The 23,244-nt window shown below is 55.2% G+C and carries 24 protein-coding genes and 2 tRNA genes; 5 read left to right on the plus strand and 21 right to left on the minus strand.

The window, feature by feature from the left end; translation table 11 throughout:
• Positions 1-20: 20 nt before the first annotated feature.
• Entirely contained in the window at positions 21-527 is a 507-nt protein-coding gene (gene greB, locus FHS30_RS10005) for a transcription elongation factor GreB (protein ID WP_183910352.1), read from the plus strand.
• A 42-nt stretch (positions 528-569) separates the two neighbouring features.
• Here greB and FHS30_RS10010 read toward each other — a convergent pair whose 3' ends face one another.
• From FHS30_RS10010 to FHS30_RS10030, 5 genes are all read right to left on the minus strand, one after another.
• Positions 570-1,070, minus strand: coding sequence for a BLUF domain-containing protein (locus tag FHS30_RS10010; protein WP_183910353.1), 501 nt, complete (start codon positions 1,068-1,070; stop codon positions 570-572).
• 74 nt (positions 1,071-1,144) lie between these two features.
• Positions 1,145-1,906 (minus strand): EAL domain-containing protein, encoded by a 762-nt coding sequence (locus FHS30_RS10015; RefSeq protein ID WP_183910354.1) that lies wholly within the window; start codon positions 1,904-1,906, stop codon positions 1,145-1,147.
• Positions 1,907-2,009: 103 nt separating this feature from the next.
• Positions 2,010-3,473 carry an NAD-dependent succinate-semialdehyde dehydrogenase gene (locus FHS30_RS10020; protein WP_183910355.1) on the minus strand — a complete coding sequence of 488 codons (1,464 nt, stop codon included), beginning with the start codon at positions 3,471-3,473 and terminating at the stop codon, positions 2,010-2,012.
• A 111-nt stretch (positions 3,474-3,584) separates the two neighbouring features.
• A complete protein-coding gene (locus FHS30_RS10025) occupies positions 3,585-5,090 on the minus strand; it encodes an AMP-binding protein (protein WP_183910356.1) in 1,506 nt (501 codons plus the stop codon).
• A 21-nt stretch (positions 5,091-5,111) separates the two neighbouring features.
• Positions 5,112-6,002 (minus strand): LysR family transcriptional regulator, encoded by an 891-nt coding sequence (locus FHS30_RS10030; protein ID WP_343049032.1) that lies wholly within the window; start codon positions 6,000-6,002, stop codon positions 5,112-5,114.
• Positions 6,003-6,198: 196 nt separating this feature from the next.
• Here FHS30_RS10030 and FHS30_RS10035 point away from each other — a divergent pair, with 196 nt between their 5' ends.
• Together FHS30_RS10035 and FHS30_RS10040 are read left to right on the plus strand one after the other, a co-directional pair.
• A complete protein-coding gene (locus FHS30_RS10035) occupies positions 6,199-6,900 on the plus strand; it encodes a CoA transferase subunit A (protein ID WP_183910357.1) in 702 nt (233 codons plus the stop codon).
• An 11-nt stretch (positions 6,901-6,911) separates the two neighbouring features.
• Positions 6,912-7,568: a CoA transferase subunit B gene (locus FHS30_RS10040; RefSeq protein ID WP_183910358.1), complete on the plus strand. Its 657-nt coding sequence runs from the start codon at positions 6,912-6,914 to the stop codon at positions 7,566-7,568.
• A gap of 521 nt (positions 7,569-8,089) precedes the next feature.
• Here the strand turns inward: FHS30_RS10040 and FHS30_RS10045 are convergent.
• Together FHS30_RS10045 and FHS30_RS10050 are read right to left on the minus strand one after the other, a co-directional pair.
• Positions 8,090-8,956 (minus strand): RluA family pseudouridine synthase, encoded by an 867-nt coding sequence (locus FHS30_RS10045; protein ID WP_183910359.1) that lies wholly within the window; start codon positions 8,954-8,956, stop codon positions 8,090-8,092.
• A 101-nt stretch (positions 8,957-9,057) separates the two neighbouring features.
• Positions 9,058-9,957: a LysR substrate-binding domain-containing protein gene (locus tag FHS30_RS10050; protein WP_183910360.1), complete on the minus strand. Its 900-nt coding sequence runs from the start codon at positions 9,955-9,957 to the stop codon at positions 9,058-9,060.
• A gap of 168 nt (positions 9,958-10,125) precedes the next feature.
• On the opposite strand from FHS30_RS10050, the gene FHS30_RS10055 reads away from it, so the two are divergent.
• Positions 10,126-10,626 (plus strand): lactoylglutathione lyase family protein, encoded by a 501-nt coding sequence (locus FHS30_RS10055; RefSeq protein ID WP_183910361.1) that lies wholly within the window; start codon positions 10,126-10,128, stop codon positions 10,624-10,626.
• A gap of 174 nt (positions 10,627-10,800) precedes the next feature.
• Complete coding sequence (locus tag FHS30_RS10060; RefSeq protein ID WP_183910362.1) at positions 10,801-11,490, plus strand: type 2 periplasmic-binding domain-containing protein; 690 nt, start codon at positions 10,801-10,803, stop codon at positions 11,488-11,490.
• A 189-nt stretch (positions 11,491-11,679) separates the two neighbouring features.
• On the opposite strand, the gene FHS30_RS10065 is transcribed toward FHS30_RS10060, so the two are convergent.
• The 14 genes from FHS30_RS10065 to tolA all read right to left on the minus strand — a co-directional run bounded on the left by FHS30_RS10065 (position 11,680) and on the right by tolA (position 23,239).
• Positions 11,680-12,864: an acetyl-CoA C-acyltransferase family protein gene (locus FHS30_RS10065; protein WP_183910363.1), complete on the minus strand. Its 1,185-nt coding sequence runs from the start codon at positions 12,862-12,864 to the stop codon at positions 11,680-11,682.
• 178 nt (positions 12,865-13,042) lie between these two features.
• The gene (locus FHS30_RS10070; RefSeq protein WP_183910364.1) at positions 13,043-13,801 is read right to left on the minus strand and encodes an MBL fold metallo-hydrolase; all 759 of its coding nucleotides are present in this window, start codon (positions 13,799-13,801) and stop codon (positions 13,043-13,045) included.
• Positions 13,801-14,967: an outer membrane protein assembly factor BamC gene (gene bamC / locus FHS30_RS10075; RefSeq protein WP_183910365.1), complete on the minus strand. Its 1,167-nt coding sequence runs from the start codon at positions 14,965-14,967 to the stop codon at positions 13,801-13,803. The genes FHS30_RS10070 and bamC overlap by 1 nt, the downstream gene beginning before the upstream one ends.
• Before the next feature lie 49 nt (positions 14,968-15,016).
• The gene (gene dapA, locus FHS30_RS10080) at positions 15,017-15,892 is read right to left on the minus strand and encodes a 4-hydroxy-tetrahydrodipicolinate synthase (protein ID WP_183910366.1); all 876 of its coding nucleotides are present in this window, start codon (positions 15,890-15,892) and stop codon (positions 15,017-15,019) included.
• Between the two features lie 114 nt (positions 15,893-16,006).
• A complete protein-coding gene (gene nadA, locus FHS30_RS10085) occupies positions 16,007-17,041 on the minus strand; it encodes a quinolinate synthase NadA (protein ID WP_183910367.1) in 1,035 nt (344 codons plus the stop codon).
• Between the two features lie 147 nt (positions 17,042-17,188).
• A tRNA-Lys gene (locus FHS30_RS10090) sits at positions 17,189-17,264 on the minus strand.
• Positions 17,265-17,318: 54 nt separating this feature from the next.
• A tRNA-Lys gene (locus FHS30_RS10095) sits at positions 17,319-17,394 on the minus strand.
• A gap of 86 nt (positions 17,395-17,480) precedes the next feature.
• Complete coding sequence (queC, locus tag FHS30_RS10100) at positions 17,481-18,155, minus strand: 7-cyano-7-deazaguanine synthase QueC (RefSeq protein ID WP_183910368.1); 675 nt, start codon at positions 18,153-18,155, stop codon at positions 17,481-17,483.
• An 8-nt stretch (positions 18,156-18,163) separates the two neighbouring features.
• Positions 18,164-18,982 (minus strand): substrate-binding periplasmic protein, encoded by an 819-nt coding sequence (locus FHS30_RS10105; RefSeq protein ID WP_183910369.1) that lies wholly within the window; start codon positions 18,980-18,982, stop codon positions 18,164-18,166.
• The gene (queE, locus tag FHS30_RS10110; RefSeq protein WP_183910370.1) at positions 18,966-19,616 is read right to left on the minus strand and encodes a 7-carboxy-7-deazaguanine synthase QueE; all 651 of its coding nucleotides are present in this window, start codon (positions 19,614-19,616) and stop codon (positions 18,966-18,968) included. Before queE ends, FHS30_RS10105 begins: the two co-directional genes overlap by 17 nt.
• Before the next feature lie 80 nt (positions 19,617-19,696).
• Positions 19,697-20,410 (minus strand): tol-pal system protein YbgF, encoded by a 714-nt coding sequence (gene ybgF / locus FHS30_RS10115; RefSeq protein WP_183910371.1) that lies wholly within the window; start codon positions 20,408-20,410, stop codon positions 19,697-19,699.
• A gap of 283 nt (positions 20,411-20,693) precedes the next feature.
• Positions 20,694-21,173 (minus strand): peptidoglycan-associated lipoprotein Pal, encoded by a 480-nt coding sequence (gene pal / locus FHS30_RS10120; RefSeq protein ID WP_183910372.1) that lies wholly within the window; start codon positions 21,171-21,173, stop codon positions 20,694-20,696.
• 27 nt (positions 21,174-21,200) lie between these two features.
• A complete protein-coding gene (tolB, locus tag FHS30_RS10125; RefSeq protein ID WP_183910373.1) occupies positions 21,201-22,487 on the minus strand; it encodes a Tol-Pal system beta propeller repeat protein TolB in 1,287 nt (428 codons plus the stop codon).
• Entirely contained in the window at positions 22,484-23,239 is a 756-nt protein-coding gene (gene tolA, locus FHS30_RS10130; protein ID WP_183910374.1) for a cell envelope integrity protein TolA, read from the minus strand. Before tolA ends, tolB begins: the two co-directional genes overlap by 4 nt.
• Positions 23,240-23,244 lie beyond the last annotated feature (5 nt).

Below are 23,244 nucleotides of genomic sequence, written 5' to 3' on the forward strand. Positions count from 1 at the left end.
CCCAACAAATTGAGGCAACTATGGGACGCTGGCGACCACCGCGCGGCCGAGGTTCTGCATACATTACACCGGCAGGTGCCAAAGCGCTGAAGGAGGAACTTACCTACCTCTGGAAAGTTGAGCGTCCGCAGGTGACCCAGGTGGTGCACGAAGCAGCCAAGAATGGCGATCGCTCGGAAAATGGAGACTACATTTACGGCAAACGACGGCTGCGAGAAATCGACAGCCGCGTGCGCTTTTTAACCAAACGGCTAGATGAGTTGACCGTCGTCGATCGACTGCCCGATGACCAAGAAAAGATTTTTTTTGGGGCCATTGTCACGCTCGAAGATGACGATGGCGTTGAATGCTGCTACCAAATCGTCGGGCCCGACGAGTTTGATGTAAAAGCCGGCAAACTCAGCATGGACTCACCACTAGCCCGCGCCCTACTGGGCAAACGCGTGGACGATGAAGTTTCGGCGCCAGCGGGCGACGATTTCAAAAACTATTACATCGCGGCTGTTCACTACCAAGCGTACGATTAAGGCAGTGGCTAACCCTGCTCGCGCTTGACCCGTCCTCAGATTTTAGGCGGTTGTATTTGCGCGCCGCGACAAACCAAATAGCCGCTGCCACCAGCGTGAGGGAACGGGCAGCTTTTGGTCCCGCCCGGCCTGCAAAAATGACAACAGCTGTTTCACTGAGTTTTCATCAAATCTATAAGGATTGAACTCACCTATCCCCTGCTGCTTTACAAAGGCATCGATGGCGGCAACTGCCGACACAAACTTCATAGACCAGTTTTTAAACAACAGGGTTTCCACTGGTTCATGGAGCAACAGTTTGACATCACTGTGGCGTCGATCGGATTGAATGCGGCTGTAGGTGTTGGCGACCGCCTCAGATGGTCCTTCGAGGCATTGAAAAAAGTAGCCATTGCCACAATACAACACACCACCAATACCGTCCGCATCGTTGCGGCGGCGAGATTCGCGCAATATGCGCCCCACCTGCAATTCGACGCCTGCACCGGTATTTTCGGGAAAATTAACCTTGCTCGCGTATACCAATCGGATTATCTGCCCCATGTGCCGCCCCCAAAGATAGGTTGTTTAGGCGTGCTACGACAGAGTTGAGTAGTTGGATCATAAAGCCTGATGATTCAATGGGGCCACTGCACCTCGGGCAGCGACTCAAAGCTCGGGCGCGCAAAATAATAGCCTTGGAACAGATTGACACCGGCCTGGGCTAAAAATAGATATTCCTCGTGAATCTCCACGCCTTCGGCAATAACAGCTATATCAAATTCTTTACAAATCGAGATGACGGCGCGAACAATGCTCTGGCGCTTTTTGTCCAGATGAATATTGCGAATTAACCCCATATCCAACTTGATAATGTTCGTTTGCATATCCGCTAAAAAATTCAGCCCCGCATACCCTGCGCCGAAATCATCAATGGCTGTTTGGAAGCCCGTAGCCTGGTAGTGCTGGACAATGGATCGCAAGTGTTCGCAATCCTGCACCTCTTCGCCTTCGGTAAACTCAAAGATAATCTGGGTTAACGGAAACCCAAATTCTTTGGCCGCGGCGAGCGTGGTGCGTATGCACAACTCCGGTCGATACACGGCATTAGGCATAAAGTTGATGCTAATTTTGGTCTTGACCTCCAGACTCGCAGCTAGCCGAATGGCCTTGACGCGGCAGGCTTGGTCAAACCGATACAGGTTGTCGGCATTTACATGCTCAAACACACTGGCCGCCGATTCTCCCGCCAAACCACGGGCGAGCGCCTCATAGGCAAAGACCTCGCGTTTCTGAATATCAACGATGGGCTGAAAGGCCATTGAGAAATCAAAGCCCAAGGCTTGACCATTAATACATTGGGCGCACTGTAATTCTTGATAGTCGGTGGGGCCGGTCATAAACAATTCCTAAAACATGTTTAGCCAACAGTCTAGACCAACTTTTTCACGGGCCAATTAGCAAAACGGCTCCCGAGGGAGCCGTTTTAACAACAATCGCTAATTATTTATCGATACCACCAATACACATGTATTTTATTTCCAGGTAGTCGTCCATACCGTACTTGGATCCTTCGCGCCCAGAACCGGATTCTTTAACGCCGCCAAAGGGCGCCATTTCGTTGGAAATAATGCCTTCGTTAATCCCCACGATGCCGTACTCCAACGCTTCACCGACGCGCCAGATGCGACCGATATCGCGCGAATAGAAATAGGCCGCTAAACCAAATTCCGTGTCATTGGCCATTTTGATGGCTTCGGCCTCATCTTTAAATTTAAAAATGGGCGCGACCGGGCCAAAAATTTCTTCGCTAAACACGCGCATGTCCTGCGACACATTAGTCAAAATGGTGGGTTCAAAAAAGCAGGCGCCCATGTCGGATACATTGCCACCGAGCGCAATAGTCGCGCCCTTGGCGACGGCGTCTTGTACCATCTCGTTGACATCGTTGGCGGCCTTGTTGTTGATCATTGGCCCTAGATTAATGCCCTCTTGCTGGCCATCACCCATCTTCAATTCTTTAACGGCGGCGGCCAATTTCTCGGTGAAGGCATCGTAAATGCTCTCTTGCACCAATAGGCGATTGGAACACACGCAGGTTTGACCCGCGTTGCGGTACTTGGAGGCCACGGCACCTTTCACGGCTGAATCCAAATCGGCATCGTCGAACACGATGAACGGCGCATTACCGCCCAATTCCATGGAGGTTTTCTTAACGGTTTCTGCACATTGGGCCATCAATACTTTGCCCACAGGCGTAGAGCCGGTAAAGGTCACCTTGCGCACTTTCGGGTTGCTGGTCATTTCACCGCCAATGGCGCGCGAGCTCTTGCCACACACCATATTGAAAATACCGGCGGGGATACCTGCCGCTTCCGCCAGTACCGCCAAAGCCAATGCCGACAAAGGCGTCTCAGTGGCGGGCTTGCCCACAAAGGCGCAACCTGCAGCCAGTGCCGGGGCCGCTTTTCGGGTAATCATGGCGTTGGGGAAATTCCACGGGGTGATGGAGGCCACCACACCCACGGGCTGCTTAATTACCACAATGCGCTTATCGCCTGCTGGGGCGGGAATAATGTCGCCGTAGATGCGCTTACCCTCTTCGGCAAACCACTCGATATAATTGGCGCCATAGACAATCTCACCGCGCGACTCTGCCAGCGGCTTGCCCTGCTCAGCGGTGAGAATCAACGCCAAATCGTCGAGGTTTTCCAAAATCAAGTTGTACCAGGTGCGCAAAATACTGGCGCGCTCCTTGGCACTTTTAGCTGCCCACGCGGGCATGGCGGCTTCGGCTGCATCGATAGCGCGGCGGGTTTCCTCTACGCCGCAGCTCGCGATCTCAAACACCGTTTCGCCATTGGCGGGGTTCAATACGGGTACAGTTTCGCCACTGTCACTGTCGACCCACTGGCCGTTGATGTAAGACTGGCCGCGCAACAGCGACGGGTTTTTCAGTTTAAGCATGGCGATTTCCTCGGTTAATCCATGTAGACCCACGTAACCCGTGAGACTGCCAAAGGCAAACGTTCAATAAAATCATTAATTACAGAATTATAGATTAGGCCATTTCAAACATTATGATTGGAATAAGCCCTGATACTGTGCCCGCAATGCGGCCTTTTGCACTTTCCCCATGGTATTGCGGGGCAATTCCTTCACGGCAATATACTGCTTGGGTTGTTTAAACTTGGCCAAACCCTGTGCCACGGCGGCCTGCACGTCGGGCCATTGGGCATCGCCCACCACCACGGCCACCACCGCTTCGCCAAAATCAGGGTGGGGTACGCCAATGACGGCACTCTCCAGGACTCCCGGTTGCTCATCGATGAGCAACTCCACCTCTTTGGGATAGACATTGAGACCGCCGGTAATTATCAGGTCTTTTGCGCGCCCAATAATGCTCAGATAGCCATCTGCCGACAGCGCGCCCTTGTCTCCCGTATTAAAGAAACCGTCTGCGCCAATATCTTCGGCCGTCTTTTCGGGCATGCGCCAATAGCCCTGAAATACGTTCGCGCCTTTGACCTGAATACTGCCCACCTCGCCGGGTGGCAGCGGCTGCCCTGCGTCGTCCACCACCTGCAGGCCTACGCCCGGCAACGCCTGCCCCACGGTGCCTGCGCGCCGCTCGCCGTGCAGGGGATTGGAGGTGTTCATATTGGTTTCTGTCATTCCGTAGCGCTCCAGAATTCGATGCCCGGTGGCGGCTTCGAAATCGCGGAACGTCTCGGCCAGCAATGGCGCCGAACCCGAGATAAACACGCGCACGTTAGGGCAATGCTCGCGGCCAATGCGCGCATCGAGCAGGCGCGTATAAAAGGTGGGCACGCCCATCATCACCGTGCACTCCGGTAGCCAGCGCAGCGCCTGCTGAGCGTCAAACTTAGGCAGATACACCATCTGCGCGCCGCTCATGAGCACGCAGTGAATGGCCACAAATAGCCCGTGCACATGAAACACCGGCAGCATGTGCAACAGGCGATCCGATTCAGAAAAGGCCCACGCCTCGTGCAGCGCGCGCGCACTGGCCGCCATGTTGGCGTGCGACAACATAATGCCCTTCGGGCGACCCGTGGTCCCCGACGAATATAACAGTGCCGCCAGGTCATCTGGGCCGCGCGCAACGGTCTCAAACTGGACAGCCATGGCACCACTGGCATCAACCAAAGTACCCGTATCGTCGCCATTGAGCGTCCAGCGGCGCTCGATACCCAAGCGGTCGCACAAGGCTGTTAATGGCGCCTCATAGGCCGACGAACAAATCACCGCCGAGGGCTCGGCGTTTTCCAAAAAGTACGCCAGCTCCGCTGGCTGGTAGCCTGTATTCAATGGGTGGTACACCAAACCCGCGCGCAGACAGGCCAAATACAAACACAACCCCAGCGGCCCCTTATCGATCTGCACGGTGACGCGATCGCCCGGTACTAACCCCTGCGCCACAAAAAAATTCGCCAAGCGTCCACTGGCCTCCAAGACCTGTTGGCGCGACCACTGTTGGCCGTCGGCAAGCGTCAGCAGTGGCTGGTGACGCTTGCCGACGGCCAATTGCGGATAAAACACATCAAAAACATTGGCAGACATAACACCTCTCGCTGTGAATTTTTATTGCTGATAATGGCGCTTAAGTTCATCGATCATAGCGCTAGCCGCTTGCGACAAGGGCCGCCTGCGGTGTGTGAGCACGCCCACCTGCCGCTCAATATCGGGCTCAACCAAGGGCAAACACACCAAGCCCAGCTCGCGCATTTGCGGCTCGCACAATTTAGGCACGGCGCTCACGCCTAAATCCGTCGCCACCATGCGGCCCACCGTCGCCAATTGATTGGCCTCTAGCACCACATTCAACCTCAAGTCCTGCGCTTGAAGGTGGCGATCAATCAATGCCCTTAGGCTCGACGGCCTTTGCAGAGCGACGTAGGGATAGTCGCACAAGGCCTGCCAGGGCAGTGCGCTGGTATTCGCGAGCGGGTGACCGGGCGGCATAATCGCCACAAAATGATCGCTAAACAAGGGCGTAAAAGCCACATCCGGCTGATTGCCGGGATCGAAAGAGATGCCCAATTCAATGCGCCCCTCTTGTACCTGTTCGAGCAATTGCTCGGCAATCACTTCCTGCACCGTGATCGAGATTTCTGCAAAGCGCGAGCGAAACGCGCGCAGCACCTGTGGCAATGCCGTGCTGGCAAAGGATGGCATGGCGGCGATGGCCAGGCGCCCGCGCTTGAGTGAAAAGCGCTGGTGCGCCTCGGCCATAACGTTATCCCAATCCGCCAGCAACCGTTGCACCTGCGGCAATAGCTCGGCGCCCTCTGGCGTCAGCGCCACCGCGCGGGTGGAGCGTGCAAACAGCTGACCACCCAGCTCGGCCTCAAGGTTCTTCATGGCGATGCTCAACGCTGGTTGGCTCATGTGTACCAGTGCCGACGCCTCGGCAAAGCTTTGGGTTTGCGCCACCGCCAAAAATGCCCGCCATTGTTTTAAAGACACATTCACGTCTGGCCCCCGAGCCATCTGGCCAGCAATGGCCCACAGCACTCATTTATTAAATTTAATAATTCGTAAATATTTTAAACTGGATAAATATATCTTAACCCTGCATCCTAGCTCACATCAACAGACCATCAGGTCACGAATGCCTGCAAGTGCGGTCTACACTCACTCCACAAGCCCTATAACACAGGAGTTTTACATGAGCGGATTTAACAAGGTGGTGCAGTCTTACGACGAGGCCATGGCCGGGCTCACCGACAACATGACCATCATCGCCGGCGGATTTGGCCTGTGTGGCATTCCCGAAAACCTCATCGCACAAATCAAGAAGTCCGGCGTAAAAGGCCTGACCATTGTGTCGAACAACTGCGGTGTCGACGGCTTCGGGTTAGGCATCCTACTGGAAGATCGACAGATCAAAAAAATGGTGTCGTCTTACGTGGGCGAAAATGCCCTGTTTGAAAAGCAGTTGCTAGCGGGCGAGCTGGAAGTTGAATTGACGCCCCAAGGCACGCTGGCAGAAAAAATGCGCGCCGGCGGCGCGGGCATTCCCGCGTTCTACACTGCCACCGGCTACGGCACCCCCGTGGGTGAGGGCAAAGAGGTGCGCGAGTTCAACGGCCGCAATTACATTTTGGAAGAATCCATCACCGGTGACTTCGCCATCGTCAAAGCCTGGAAGGCCGATCGCTACGGCAATTTGGTGTTCCGTCACACGGCGCAAAACTTCAATCCCATGGCGGCCACCGCCGGCAAAATTACCGTGGTTGAAGTGGAAGAAATCGTCGAACCCGGCGAATTAGACCCAGCACAGATTCACACCCCCGGCATTTATGTCGATCGCGTTATCAAAGGCACCTTTGAAAAACGCATCGAACAACGCACCGTCCGCAGCGCATAAGGAGAACCATCATGGCTTTAACACGTGAACAACTGGCGCAGCGCGTCGCGCGCGAACTCCAAGACGGCTACTACGTCAATTTGGGCATCGGCATTCCCACACTGGTGGCCAACTATGTGCCCAAGGGCATGGAAGTGATGCTGCAATCGGAAAACGGCTTGCTCGGCATGGGCCCCTTCCCCACCGAAGACGAAATTGATGCCGACCTGATCAATGCCGGCAAACAAACCGTCACCACCATCAAAGGCGCCTCCATTTTTAACAGCGCGGAATCCTTCGCCATGATTCGCGGCGGCCACGTAGACCTCACCGTGCTGGGTGCATTTGAAGTGGACGTACAGGGCAACATCGCCAGCTGGATGATTCCGGGTAAGTTAATCAAAGGTATGGGCGGCGCCATGGATTTAGTGGCCGGTGCCGACAACATCATCGTCACCATGACCCACGCCAGCAAGCACGGCGAGTCAAAACTGCTGAAGCAGTGCACCCTGCCTTTGACCGGCGCCGGCTGCATCAAAAAAGTAGTCACCGACTTGGCGTACATCGAAATTGCCGACAATAAGTTCTGGCTAAAAGAACGCGCTCCGGGAGTGAGCGTCGATGAGATCATCAAACTCACTGCAGGTGAGTTGGTGGTCCCTGAAGTCGTACCTGAAATGGAATTCTGACCGGCGGGCAACCGCCACCCTTACTTTGTTTTTAATCTGTAATCGTTAATTCAGTTCCGCACATTGGCAGCCGTATGGCTGCCTTTTTTATGGCCAAGGATGGCCGGTATGCCGAAAGGAGCCAGGACGGCGATTCGGCCTGCCCGATGTCACTGCTCATCCCGAGCATTACACCCCACCAACCATCTAACCCCTTTTCCAAGCCAAGGCCGGTATGCCGAAAGGAGCTAGGACGGCGATTCGGCCTGCCCGATGTCACTGCCCATCCCGGATAACACACCCCACCAACCATCTAACCCCTTATCCAAGCCAAGGCCGGTATGCCGAAAGGAGGCAGGACGGCGATTCGGCCTGCCCGATGTCACTGCCCATCCCGGATAACACACCCCACCAACCATCTAACCCCTTATCCAAGCCAAGGCCGTTATGCCGAAAAGAGCCAAGACGGCGATTCGGCCTATTGAAACTTTTTGCCCTCACACCCGAAACTCCTCACGCAAAACGTAACAATTACTCAACCACTATTTTTCCAATTGCAAAAACACGCGCGACGGCGGCGCCACGATTTGCAGTTTTGTGCCAGTCACCGGGTGACGCAAGATCAATCGCTCGGCATGTAAATACAAATTTTTGCCGCCGTGACCGTAGCGCTCGTCGCCCACCACTGGGTGCCCTAGCCACGCGAGATGAGCGCGAATCTGGTGCTGGCGGCCGGTTTCAATGCGCACCTTTAACAGTGTTTGAGAACCCACGGCTCGCACTGTCTCGTAATGGGTCAAGGCAGATTTAGCCTGCGGATGTGGGCCCACATGCATTTGGTATTTCGTGTCATCTTGACGCAGAGGCTGATCAATAGTGCCCGCCGGTGGTTGTGGCCGCCCCTGCACCAACGCAAGGTAGCTTTTTTCCGTGTGCTGCCACTGCGCCATGACCGCCTCGCGTGCTGCCTTGCTGGTGGCGAACAACAATACCCCTGAGGTGTCGCGGTCTAGTCGATGCACCGGCCACAAATTGAGTTCGCGTTGCTGCCTGCGCAGCTGCTGGCGCAGCAACGCCAAGGCGTGGTGGGTGTTTTCATCGGCGCTGGCAACGGACAACAAGCCAGCGGGCTTGTTAATGGCGATCAGCTCGGCGTCGGCAAATAGAATCTCCAACCCCTCGGCACGCTGGCGTTGCTGCTGCACGGCTTGGGTGACCGGTGCTGCGTGAATTTCCACGCGATCGTCTGCATCTATAGCAAAATCGTGACGCTTCACCACCTGCCCATTCACGCAAATACAACCCGCCTTTAAACGCTGCTTGAGGGTATTGCGCGACCAATCGGGCAAGTGTTCAGCCAAATAGAGCAACAGCGTACTGGAACTGAGCACTGTTAATTTTTGCGACATACGTAGACTCAAATCGAAGAAAGATCGCAAAGGCGACCCGGTCCGCCAGTGTAAACGCTAGCCTTCAAAACGGCCATGACACCTCCGCCGTTTACGTGGCGCTAAGCAAAATCCTTTGACGTGCCATTAGATTGCAAACCGCGCTTCAGCTCAGCAATGACCGATTTCATTCGGTTTGTCATGGGTTTTTGCTGATTCCAGCACAAATAAATGGTCTCTGAGACCGGCTGGGCAAGACGGTGCGCGCACAGAAGCTCCTGCTTTTGAAAGGCTGCCACGGCGTGTGCAGGCAATACGGTGAATCCTAAACCCATAGCAACAGGCTCTAAAATTAAACCAATTTGATTCGAAAACCCTTTGCGTTCAAATTGATTGCAGTGCTGGAACGGCGGGTAGTTTGGCGTTAATAGCAGGCGCGCGTGATGGGCTCCATCGGGGTGATCGATAAATCCCAACGCCAACAACTGCTCCCAACTGGGATCAACCACTGCCTTGGGTGTCACGAGCATTAACGCTTCCTCCGCTAAAGATTGGCAGTTAATGCCAGCTTCATTGGCCTCACAGGTCATCAGCCCTATGTCTACCCGGTGATCGACTAACGCGCACTCAACACTGGCGTTGGGTGAGAAACGATAGTCGATGGCAAGTGCCGGATGTACCTGCTGAAAGCCCAGCAATTGCGGGTACAATTTTAGACCCACGCTACCTGGCGACATGATGCTCACTTCACCTTCAAAGGCAGGGTCTTCACCCACCCGCGCTTCCAGACTCGATAAGGACAACAGGATGGCCTGCGCCTGTTCGTAGAGTCGCTCACCGGCGTCGGTAAGCGTGAACTTTTTGCCCTGACGGTTCAGCAAAGCCACCCCAAAGTGCGCCTCCAGCTTGCTTACATGTTGACTCACACCAGACTGCGTCATGTGGAGACGCTCTGCCGTGCGCGTGAAATGTCCTACATCTACCAAAGCGCAAAAGCTCTGTAACCAAGCCGTATTTACCACTCAATATCACCCCCTAAATTGCCTACATTGAGCCGTCTACATTGAACTACCCAAGCTAGATCGCCCAAAACCATCACGCTTTATTCTCATCATCATGATAAATGATAATTTTTTATAATTATAAACCCGCAGTAAGCTTGCAGCCACTATCCATTTGCAGGAGTCACCATGAATAACGTCTACCCAAGAAATTTTTCGCACATTGGCATTTCTGTCCCCGATCTAGAGCGGGCGGTGAGCTTCTACACCCAAGTGCTCGGCTGGTACCAAATCAAGGCGCCCACTGAGGTGCTAGAAGATGACAGCCCTATTGGCGAGATGTGCACCGATGTATTTGGCGCCGGCTGGGGCAGCTTTCGAATTGCCCATCTATCTACTGGGGATCGAATAGGCGTCGAACTGTTCCAGTTTAAAAATCAGGAAAATCCAGCCAACAACTTTGAATACTGGAAAACCGGCGTCTTTCACTTTTGCGTGCAAGACCCAAATGTAGAGGCACTGGCCGACCGAATTATGGCCGCCGGCGGTAAAAAGCGCATGCCCAAACCGCGCTACTATTACCCGGGCAAAAAGCCCTACTGCATGATTTATATGGAAGATCCCTTCGGCAACATTCTGGAAATCTACAGCCACAGCTATGAATTGATCTACAGTGAAGGTGCCTATTAACGCCTGCAATTTTGGCCAACACCTGTTTTGAACTCGCTGGGAGCGGCCAATGATATGGTTGCAAGCCACACTGTCTCTATCATTTGCTCCCAGCAACGCTCAATTGCCCCATCATGCGTCCTAACCTAGACTGATAAATGTCCTACCCCCATTTTCGGCTAGCAGGCAGAACGCATGAGGCCAAACACCCTTGTTTTTATCGTGACCGCGAGCCTTGCACTCTCCAGCCATGCGCTCACCATCGGCCTTGCCGGCACTCAACCGGAAGCCATTGGCTACAAAAACGGTGACTTCGTTGGTAAATATGCCCCCATCATTCGGTGCTTCCACGATCAGGTCAGCACCGACAGTGACCGCGTCATAGAACTGCCCATAGCAAGGCAATTAATGATGCTGGAAAAAGGCGGGCTGGATGTATCCTATGCACTCGCCAAGTCGCCTGAACGCGATAAAATCGCCCTCGCGTCTAAACCGCTAATTCAGCTAGAAGCATGGCTGCTCACCAAGCAAGACCGCGACCCCGAATATCAAAAAATTCAAAAGGTCGCCACGGTCAGGGGCTCATTAGGCATAGCAGAAATCAAAAAATTGGGCGCCATCTATGTACAAGTCAATGACTATAACCAAGCGCTGAGATTGCTCAACTATGATCGCGTAGATGCCGCCCTAATCCCCGCTGAAGTCGCCGTTAGTCTACCAGCTGACATTCTTGAAAAAATGCGTAAAGACGTCATCGCATCCGTTCCGCTGGTGGTGTATGCGAGCTATCAAACAGAAAATGCTGCAGAAATCATTGCTAGGTATGATCGCGCCATAGAAAATTGTAATGGCACAGCGGGAAAGAACCCTAAAGATCCCCTCTAACTGCCGGCCTATCCCGCGCACCAATTATTTATCCATCAACGCTTAATATCCGGAAGTTCGACCTATGTCTTCCAGTCGATATTTCGCCCAGGGGTTTACCCTATCTTATTGACACAACACCTCAAGCGTCACGCCCCCGCAAAAAAAAAGCCAGCTTTCGCTGGCTTTCTGTTTACCCCCAAATACCTATTACATCCGCTCAAACAGGGCGGCAATGCCCTGCCCGCCGCCAATGCACATGGTCACAACGGCGTAGCGCGATTGGGTGCGCTGCAACTCGTACAAGGCTTTCACGGTGATGACTGCACCGGTGGCGCCAATGGGATGACCCAGCGAGATACCGGAGCCGTTGGGGTTCAGTTTTTCTGCGGGAATGTCTAGATCGCGGGCCACGGCGATGGCTTGTGCGGCAAAGGCTTCATTCACTTCCCAAACGTCGATGTCGGCCACAGTGAGCTTGTGCTTATCCAACAATTTTTTCACTGCGGGCACAGGGCCGATGCCCATGTATTTTGGCTCGACGCCGGCAAAGCTGTAACCCACTAAACGGGCCATGGGTGTTAAACCCTGTTTCTCGGCCTCGGCGCGCTCCATCAACACCATGGCGGCGGCGGCATCGTTCAGTCCCGAGGCATTGCCGGCGGTGACGGTGCCGTCTTTTTTGAACACCGGGCGCAACTTGGCCATACCTTCCAGGGTGGCATCTGCGCGCACGTGTTCATCGTGGGCAAAGATGGTGGTGCCTTTGCGGGTTTTTAGCTCGATGGGCAAGATTTGATCTTTAAAGCGGCCCTCGTCGGTGGCGCGAGCGGCGCGTTGATGGCTCTCTACCGCCAGTGCATCTTGATCTTCGCGCGAGATACCCCACTTTTCTGCCACGTTTTCGGCGGTTATGCCCATGTGCACATCGTTGATGGGGCAAGTGAGCGCGCCGGTCATCGCGTCTACCATGGCGCCGTCACCCATGCGCGCACCAAAGCGCGCCTGCGGCAGCCAGTAAGGCACGCGACTCATGGATTCGGCACCACCGGTAACCGCGGCATCGCAGTCGCCCAGCAAAATCAATTGCGATGCCGACACCAAGGCCTGCAGGCCCGAACCGCACAGGCGATTGACGGTGACGGCGGGTGTGGTTTCCGGCAGGCCACCTTTGATGCCGGCCACGCGGCTCATGTACATGTCTTTGCGGTCTGAATGGGTGACGTTGCCAATCACACAGTGGCCAATGGCCTCAGGGGCGATGCCCGCGCGCTTTACCGCCTCAGCCACCACCTGCCCCGCCAACTCTGTGGGCGCGATATCTTTCAAACTGCCGCCGAAGGTTCCGATCGGTGTACGCACACCGCTTAATACCACCACTTCACGCTGACTCATTGTTGTGCTCCCACAGGAAAAATTGAGCTGCCATTCTGCCAAATAAAACACTTGTTTGAAACTTTAAATATTTCAAGTATTCATTGGTTAAATAAATCAATGACTGAGAATAGTCGAAGCAATGAAGGGGCAGGAACTGGAATGACGGAGTGGCGAGGGCGCGCTGCGTTGGCGCGGCTCAGTGGATCTCGAGCCAGTCAAAGCCCTGATCTTGGCAGGCGTAGTGCACCTGACCCGCGCCGGCCGACACGGGGCCAAGCACCAATTCAGCGGCTTCCAGGCTATTGTTTTGCTGACTTATGTGAGCGATTACCAACTGCTGAAGCCTTGCCACATCGAAATGCTCGAGAAAACCCGCGCTTTGTTGATTGCTTAAGTGCCCCCAGGGACCACCGACGCGCTGCTTGAGTGACTGCGGGTAGCTGCCGTAGGCAAGCATCACCGGGTCGTGGTTGGCTTCGAGAACCAAGGCATCACAGTCTTGATAGCTGTCTTGCACGTGGGCCGTGATCATGCCCAGATCGGTGAGCACACCCAGTGTTTTCTGGTTGGCGGTCACCACAAACTGCGCCGGCTCGCGGGCATCGTGGGGGACGGCCACGGGTTGCACACTGAACGGGCCCAACTCGAAGGCCTGATAACCCTCTATAAACCGCACATCGGGCAAATTGCCCAAAGCCTTGGCCTTGAAGGTACCGGGCGTGATGTACACGGGCAGGTTGTATTTGCGCGCGAGTGCGGGCACGCCCCGTAGGTGGTCGCCGTGTTCGTGCGTCACCAATACCGCGGACAACTGATCGGGGGTTTTACCGAGGCGCGCCAGGCGCGCCACCGTATCTTTTACAGAGAAACCGCAGTCGATTAACAGGGTTTCGCCGTCAGCTTCTATCAGGGTGCCGTTACCCTTACTGCCGCTGCCCAGTGAGGCAAAGCGCATTAGATGAGGTTCCGGCGAATGATATTCAGCTTCTCTTTGGCATCGCGGTTCTTCAAGCGTTTTCCGTAGGCATCGCGAATGCGAATATCCACGCGCTCATCGGTGCCACGCACCACCACCAAATAGCCCGGCACCTCTTTCAATGCCTTGCCTTGGTTTGCCAGATCAATACGCTCGAAAATAACGCGGTTGCTGGGGCTGTCTTCCAACTGCAAATGCGTAAGCACCTGGGTCAAACTGTAGGGCGTGCTTTGCGCCTCGGGGGCACTGCTAAACAGCGACGAGAACCAACCCTCTTCCTCTGGGTCGACCGGCTCGGCCCAACCCACATAGAAAATGCCTAAATCCTGATCGGTGGCGAAGGTGGTGTAACCCTCTTGGCGCAGCGCGTGCGCGATAGTGGCGCGCGCGCGATCGTAGGTCAGAGCCATGCGTAAAACCGGCTCGCCATCGATGGAAGTCACAGAGATTTTTGCGTTGCCGCCAATATTTTGAGCCAAGAGTGACGTGGCGCCATTGCTGGCTTCACTGGCCAGAGTGGCAGCCAGTTCGTCGATCATCCACGCTTCGCGCTCCGGGTTCACCGACTGCGCCGGCCAAGGTCCATCGAGCGCTACCGCTTCACCGGGCGCGGCAGACTGATGACGCACGTGCAGTTCAGTGGAATCCGGTTGAACACCCTGCTCCACAAAAATGCGGTAGCGATCGCGCGAGTCTGGCGAGTCTTTAAACTGCAACCACGCGGTATCGATAGTGCCTGCAACCGCATCGGCCGCCACTAGCTGAATGCGATTGGTGGCCAGAAAATTGCGCGTGCGCGGCCACACTTCGCTGGGCGGCGAGTTCACCAAAATCCAACGGCGCTCACCGAGCTTTTGAATTTTGACGCTCTCAGAAAAATTATTGGAGGCCAAGGGTTGTGGGCGCGGCGTTTCGAACTCTTCCGCGACATCGAAGTCATCAGACTTCACCTCGGGCACTACGTATAGCTGGTCGAGGGAGGTAACCTTGAACTGCTCAGGCACCACGATGGCCTGGGTGGGCTCTGCGTGTAGGTAATCGTTGCTGCGATCGCGGAAGTCATTGCCCATCCAGCTACAGCCGCTCGCGGCGACGGTCAGTGGCACAATGACCAAAGTACGCCAAGTTGTTATTGGTTTTATCATGCAAATCTCTTCGGGTTAAACCATGCGGGCCACGGCCCACACGAACAAGTTACAACAGTTCTGCGCCACTCAAGGCATCGCGGACCTGCTGGTGATAGTTTTCAGATAACGGCGTCAATGGCAGTCGAATGCCATGGGACATGCGCCCTTGCAAAGCCACTGCCCATTTGACGGGTATCGGATTGGATTCCACAAACATGGCTTTATGCACAGGCATCAGCTTGGCATTAATGGCGCGCGCCTCTTCGACCTTATCGGCCAGCGCAAGTTCACACATATGCGCCACCTCTTTAGCGGCCACATTGGCCGTGACGCTGATATTGCCCTTGCCGCCAAGCAGTATCAATTCAACGGCGGTTTCATCGTCACCGGAATAGATCAGAAAATCCTCAGGCGTCTGGTCAATCAGCTGGCGCGCACGATCCAAATCGCCGGTTGCCTCCTTAATACCGACGATATTGGGGTGTCCACACAAGCGCAACACCGTCTCGGGCTTCAGATCAACACCCGTGCGACCCGGTACGTTGTACAGAATCTGCGGAATGTTTACGGTGTCGGCCACATGCAAAAAGTGGCGATAAAGCCCTTCTTGCGTGGGCTTGTTGTAATAGGGGGTCACGAGCAAACAGGCGTCAGCACCCGCGCGCTGAGCACTTTCAGTAAGCTCTACAGCCTCTTGGGTTGAATTGGCTCCAGTGCCCGCGATGACCGGTATTCGACCCGCCACCCGCTTAACCACGGCAGTAATCACCGCCAAATGCTCATCCACCGTCAAGGTGGCAGACTCGCCCGTGGTTCCCACGGCCACAATGGCGTGGGTGCCCTGCTCAATATGCCAATCCACCAGCGCGTGCAGACTGTCCCAATCCAGCGCGCCTTCCGCTGTCATTGGGGTCACCAGCGCGACCATACTACCTTGCAACATGACTCACTCCGTATAGGCATGCCCATCTGTGTGGGCATTGTCGTTATGGCGCCACCTGCGTGGGCGGCGCACTGTATTTTTTGTTTGCTTGTTGTAAATGACTTCTTTTGATAGCTACTTATTTTTGGTGAATGCCAGCATGCGATTGAGCGGCAACATGGCGCGCTCACCGAGGGCGCGCTCCACAAACATCTCATTGCTGCCAGTGTCGAGCGAGTGCGCCAAATTTTCCAGACTGTTCATGGCCATCCACGGGCAGTTGGCGCAGCTGCGGCAAGTGGCACCCGAGCCCGCCGTGGGCGCAATGTGGAAGGTTTTCTCTGGACAGAGCTGCTGCATTTTATAAAAAATACCCTGGTCCGTGGCCACGATAAATTCGGTATTGGGCAGCGTTTGGGCAGCCTTAATGAGCTGCGACGTGGACCCCACCACATCGGCGAGTTCAACCACCGCCGCGGGCGATTCGGGGTGTACCAACACGGCGGCGTTGGGGTGACGCGCCACCAAATCCTGTACGCCCTGTGCTTTAAATTCTTCGTGCACGATACAGGCGCCATCCCACAGCAGCACGTCTGCGCCCGTTTGCTTTTGCACGTAGCCGCCCAAGTGCTTATCGGGCGCCCAAATTATCTTTTGGCCTTGTGCATCTAGGTGCTCAACCACATCGAGCGCAATGCTTGATGTCACCACCCAGTCTGCGCGCGCTTTAACGGCGGCTGAGGTGTTGGCATACACGACGACGGTGCGATCTGGGTGGGCATCGCAAAAGGCGCTGAATTCATCCACGGGACAACCGATATCCAGCGAACAAGTAGCCTCTAGGGTTGGCATGAGCACGCGCTTTTCGGGCGTGAGGATCTTGGCCGTCTCACCCATGAATTTCACGCCCGCAACCACGAGGGTGGTGGCACTATGCTGACTGCCAAAACGCGCCATCTCCAAAGAGTCGGCGACGCAACCGCCCGTCTCTTCGGCCAGCGCCTGAATCAAGGGGTCTGTGTAGTAGTGGGCGACGATTACCGCATTCTCTCGGATCAGCAGCTGCTTGATGCGCGCCTTGGCGGCCTCAACCTGCTCGACGGACATCTCGGCAGCGGGTTCAGCGGCCAGGTGGGCCTTCACGAGTTCACGGTCTAGTACTTCGGTCATAACACTCTCAACATGCAGTTATCCGGCGGATTCTACCACAGGTTGATGCCGCGCGAGGGGCAATCCCGAGGCATAAAAAAACCGCCCAAAAGGCGGTTTAATTACTGACTGGAACCGAGCGCAACGCCCTGCGAACCTAGCCGATTATGGTGGGTCGTGCGCGACTCGAACGCGCGACCAATTGGTTAAAAGCCAACTGCTCTACCGACTGAGCTAACGACCCATAAACGGGGAAGATGATCCTGCTAATACTGCCAACAGAAAAATCTGAAATAAGTGGTGGGTCGTGCGCGACTCGAACGCGCGACCAATTGGTTAAAAGCCAACTGCTCTACCGACTGAGCTAACGACCCCCGTAAGGAGGCGCATATAGTACTGATTTAATTGGAAAAGACAAGCGCTTATTCGGGTTTTTTCTGGTCAAAAAAACGCCAACAAATCAGCTGTAAATCGTGGCATCCGGCAGGCCTGCAGCCTCAAAACCAGCGCGCCGCAACCGACAACTGTCACACTTTCCACAGGCCGCGCCCGATTCCGTCGCCTGATAACACGACACCGTTAAGCGGTAATCCACACCCAATTCGGTGCCGCGCTTTACAATATCAGCCTTGCTCAGATCGATTAGCGGGGTGTGGATGCGCAACTGCCGCCCCTCGACCCCCGCCTTCGTCGCCAGATTTGCCATGGCTTCGTAGGCGGCAATAAATTCGGGGCGGCAATCGGGGTAGCCGCTATAGTCAACGGCATTGACCCCAATAAAAATATCGAGCGAACCCAAGACCTCCGCCCAACCCAAGGCGATAGAGAGAAACACAGTATTGCGCGCGGGCACGTAGGTGACGGGAATCCCCTCACTTTCCTGCTCGGGCACATCGATGTCATTGTCGGTGAGTGCGGAGCCACCGATGGTGCGTAAATCCAATTGCACCACCTTGTGCATGGCAACCTTCATGGCCTTGGCGGTGCGCTCGGCGGCGTGCAGTTCGGCCCGGTGCCGTTGCCCATAATCAAAGCTCAAGGCATAAACTTCATAGCCCTGCGCTTGCGCCATGGCCACAACGGTAGTGGAATCCAAACCGCCAGAAACCAAAACTACGGCCCGCTTCTGTGTCATTGCTACCTCTACTTCTCTTGCGTTTTAACCGGCGCCTGTGTGGCAAGACACCGCCCCCGCTCAAAACAAGCCTTGGAACGCGGCCACATGTCGTGCTGATAAAACAGGCGATGCAAGCTGCCATCAGCGCGCAACGCCGTGAGCGCATTGCGCACCTGCGGCACCCACGGGGCCGTTAACTTCTCATGGTTAACGTACAAATCCGCACGGGTTACACCCACCGATAACGCCACTTTAAACAGGCTGGATTCAAGCTGCTTACGGTACAAGCCAAAGGCCAGCGCTTGCTCAGTGGCCACCATCACATCGAGACGCCCCATGCTGAGCATCTGCAAGCCTTGGTCGGCCGAATGGACACCGATTCGCTCGAAACGCGGATTATTGTCAAATTGTGCACCGTATTTAGAACCGCGCACAAAACCCACGCGCAAGCCCGCAAAATCATCCAAACCGGTAAATTCACCGGCCGAGGCCGGCACCAGCGCCACCACACCAATGGTCACCACCTCGCCCAGCGAGAAGCCCACCTCCTCGGCACTGGGACTGACAAACATCACGCCCATATCGGCGTTACCCATCGCCAAGTCTCGAATCACTCGCGGGTATGGCAACAGTTTTGACGTGACCGGCAGCCCTGCGCGCTCTGCCAACAAGGCCTGAAACTCCACCAATAACCCCTGCGGCTCGCCCGAATCGCCAATCAGGCCCCAGGGTGGCACATCAGCGGTTCCAGCCTGCAACGGCTCGGGTTGGGCATGCGCGACGCCAATACTGACAGACAGCATCCACATCACCCATAAAATACGCAGCTTAGTGGCCAGGTTCATCACCCCATAGCAACTTGTGCAGTTGTAGCTGAAACCGCACCGGCAACCCAGATTCGATGACCCAATTGGCCAAGTCGGTGGGATTTACCTGCCCAAAGGACGGCGAAAACAACACGTCACCGGCGCGCGCGCACAAATCGTGCTCGCTCACCTTGAAACAGGCCCAATCAAAATCATCTTTATCGCAGATCACAAATTTGACCTGATCGTGTGCTGTCAGGTGTGGAATGTTGTCCCACAAGTTGCGATGGCACTCGCCTGAAGCGGGGGTCTTTAGGTCTAACACGCGGCTGACGCGGGCATCCACCGCACTGATATCCAAGGCCCCACTGGTTTCCAGCGACACCTCAAAACCGGCGTCACAGAGCGCGGCAAGCAACGGAATGCAGTTTGCCTGCGCCAGCGGCTCGCCCCCAGTCACACACACGTTACGCGCTTTGTAACTGGCCACTTCGGCGAGGATCTCGTCCAAATCCCGACGTTCGCCACCATGGAAGGCATAGGCCGAATCGCAATAGTGGCACCGCAATGGGCAACCCGTTAGACGCACAAACACCGTGGGCAGGCCGATAGCCCGCGCCTCACCCTGAAGCGAGTGAAATATCTCGGTGATTTTGAGGTTTGGCTTAGCCATGCCTGAGTCCACGCTAAAAAGCCGGCAATCTTACGCAAAAGCGCGCCCGCATGCGAGGCCTTAGGCGCACCGGCGCGTCACTAGAAGTTCTGGCTCAGGAAGTCTTTCGCGAGCCGCGCGGCATCCGCATTGCTGTTGGCCACCTGTTGCAGCAGGGCCTTGGCCTTGGCCTTGTCACCCAACTGAAACAACACAGTACCCAACTTGAACTGGGCATCGGGGGCCTTGCGATCGGCGGGAAATTCCTTGGTGACGCGCTCGAACCACTGGCGCGCCAACTCCAATTTACCCTCTACCAAATAGATCTCCCCCAACCAATACTGGCTGTTGGCGGCATATTGGCCCTTGGGAAATTGCTCTAAATACTGGCTAAAGCCCTGGGTGGCGCCCTGCAGATCGCGCTGGCGCAACTTGGCATAGGCCGCTTTATAGGCCGCACCATCATCCGCATTGTCGGCGGGAATGGCGATGTCGTTGGCCGCCGCCTTAGTGGCTCCGCCACTGAGAGCGCCAATGCGTCGATCCAGGTCGAGATAATCGTCCTGCCGCTGCTGCTTTAAGCGATTGAGCTCGAAGGCCTGCTCTTCCACCAGACCGCGCAACTCTAGCACTTCCTGCTGCAACGCCTGCAAACGAAAATAGAGGTCCGTTTGTTGATTGGCTGCCGGCGCACCGGTTTGCGCCGTGGGCGTAGCTTGAGCCGTAGGGCGAGCTTCAACGACGGTAACTTGGGCGTTGGCTACGCCGACCCAACCCAAGACGCTGGCAGCACCCAATGCGAGTACAAACTTCATACTGTCTTCTCTTTTGTGTAACGAATATTCAATTGATGGCTTAGCGCCAAAATACCTAAAGACACATCGCCCTATGCCGCTAAACCGAACGCGTCGGGCAGCGCACTGAGCCTGTCAACCGGGGGACCGAGATCAGATGCTCCAACTCAAGGTGGACATCGCGATGTTGAGGCGGGATCTAGCTGGGGCCACCGGCGTAAATTCAGGAGCCAATATACGCCGGAGCCACCCTAAAATGCAAAAAGGCCGGATTAACCGGCCTTTTTGTTCAGAGCAGTAACGCTTACTTAACTTCGGCGCGACGGTTTTGGCCGTAGGCGCTTTCGTTGCTACCCATAGCTGCTGGGCGCTCTTCGCCGTAGCTCACTACTTCTAACATTGACGCATCAACACCTTGCAGAACGAGGAAATCGCGTACGGCATTCGCACGACGCTCGCCCAGAGCCATGTTGTATTCACGTGAACCGCGCTCGTCGGTGTGACCTTCGATACGCACGTTACGTGGGGTCGCCTTCAAACGCATCGCGTGCTTGGTCAGCTCGGCGCGGGCACCTGGCTTCAGCATTGACTCGTCGAAGTCGAAGTAGAACACAGTTTCCAGAACTTCTGGCGCTGGCTCTGCTTTTTGTACCGGCTCTTGTACCACTGGTTGCGCATTGGCATTTGGATCTACTTCTTCTTTTTTGGTGTTGCTGCTACAGCCTGCAACTACTGCCAAAACAACTGCCAGACCCATACCACGCTTGATTGTTTGAAAAGTCATAACTCACTCCACTTTGGATTTGAGGTTTTAGTCGAAAAAGGGTGACCAAGCTGGCTCCCGAACATCTCCCTGTTTGGACGGCAATCGGAACTTAACACCGGCATCGAGAGAAACTGCTGCCAAAATGCCCTTGCCCTGAAAGCGTGTCGCGTACATCAGCATAGCACCATTCGGTGCAATACTCGGCGACTCGTCCAAGTAGGTCTCTGTCAAAACTCGCAGATCACCACTTTGAATGTCTTGAGTAGCGATATGAAATACACCGTTTGAACGATGCACCATGACCAAACTCTTTCCATCAGGGGAAACACGCGCCCTGGCGTTGTAATCGCCGGCAAAGGTTAAGCGTTCTACTATCCCAGTTGCAAGTGTTACTTTGTAAATTTGTGGCTTTCCTCCACGATTAGACGTAAAAACTAGCGCCTTACCGTCAGGTGTCCAACTCGGTTCGGTGTCGATGGCAAAATGCTGCGTGACGCGCGACAGTTGACGCGTGCCCAAGTGCAGCGTGTAGAGCTCCGGATTGCCGTCTTTTGATAACACCAGCGCCAATCGTTCACCGTCAGGTGAGAATGCCGGTGCACCGTTCAGCCCTTTAAAGTTTGTCACCTGCTCGCGCCTAGCCGTCGCCAACTCCTGCACAAAAATAGCTGCCCTTCCGGTTTCAAAGGACACATAGGCAACGCGCTTACCATCGGCGGACCAAGTAGGCGACATTAACGGGTGCTTGGACTCTAACAACAAGCGCGGGCGGGCGCCATCGGCGTCGGCCAGCATTAAACGAAAGCGATCGGTGGGCAGACTCTGCTGAAAAGCTTCCACGTACAATACTTGCGTGGAAAAGGCGCCGCGAATGCCGGTGATTTTTTCATACACTTCATCGCTAATGAAGTGGGCCAAGTCGCGCAGCTGAGATTCACTGCCCGCCACAGTTTTGCGAAAAACCTTGCGCTGACCAAGGATATCGAACAACTCAAAGGTGACGGTAAAGCGCCCCGCCACTTCCTGAATATCGCCAGTCACCAAAAACTCAGTGCCCAGAATGCGCCAATCGCGGTAGATCACCTCCGCTTCCGCGCGCGGGAAGGCCAACATATCTTTGACCGGCACAGAGCGAAATTGACCGCTGAGAGTGAGATCGGCGCGCACAATTTCAGGGATGTCTTCCGGCAGACCTCGGGTGCCGCTCCAGCCAAAGGGCACGATGCCGATGATGGTGGGGTTGTCGACGCCCTGGGTAATTTCAATGGTCAGATCCGCCTGCGCGCGCAGGCAAAACACCAAGCCAAAAAGCAATACGAAGAGTTTTTTCACTGCCGCAAATCCTGTGGTTCGAATTTCAAATTAAACTGCCTAAAGTTGCGCTCGAAGTGCTGAGGATCCATGCCCTGCAGCTCGGGAAAGCGCTCCGCCTTGCGCACTGCCGCTTCGGCACTGCGGTCGAAAGCGGGGTTGCCGCTCGACTTAATCACTTTTACATCAATGACTCGCCCAGTGGGTACCAACTGTATGCGCAGGGTGCAGCTCATACCATTGCGCGCCGACGGTGGGCGACTCCAGTTCATTTCCACCCTGTTTTGTATGGCGGCCATATAACTTTGCGCGGCTTCGGCGCTCAGTTTATCGGAGAGAAACTCATCCTCCTCTTCCACCGCCTCAAACAGCTCCGCCTCGCGGCGACGACGGCGCTCTTCCTGCGCCTGCTTTTCTTTGAGTTCGCGATCTCGCTTGGCCTTTTCTGCGGCCGCTTTGTCTTTGGCTGCCTTGTCTTTGGCGGCCTTTTCACGGGCGGCTTTTTCCTGCGCGAGCTTTTGCTGTTGTTTTCTAGCCTCGGCCTCGCGGCGCTCTTTCTCGCGGCGCTGCGCAGCTACATCAATCACCTTTTGTGGCTTGGCGCGCTGCTGTTTGGGCGCAGAGGTTTCCAGTTTCACCAATCGCGCCTCCACATAATTCGGCGCCACCTGCTTTTTAGGCACAGCGGTCGATTCCCAGCCGAACGCAAGCACCGCAACCAAGATTAGATGCAGGCCCACACTGACGAGAATTGGGAAGGCGGGTAAATTCACAATGG

It is taken from the genome of Simiduia aestuariiviva (assembly GCF_014192475.1).
GTDB lineage: Bacteria > Pseudomonadota > Gammaproteobacteria > Pseudomonadales > Cellvibrionaceae > Simiduia > Simiduia aestuariiviva.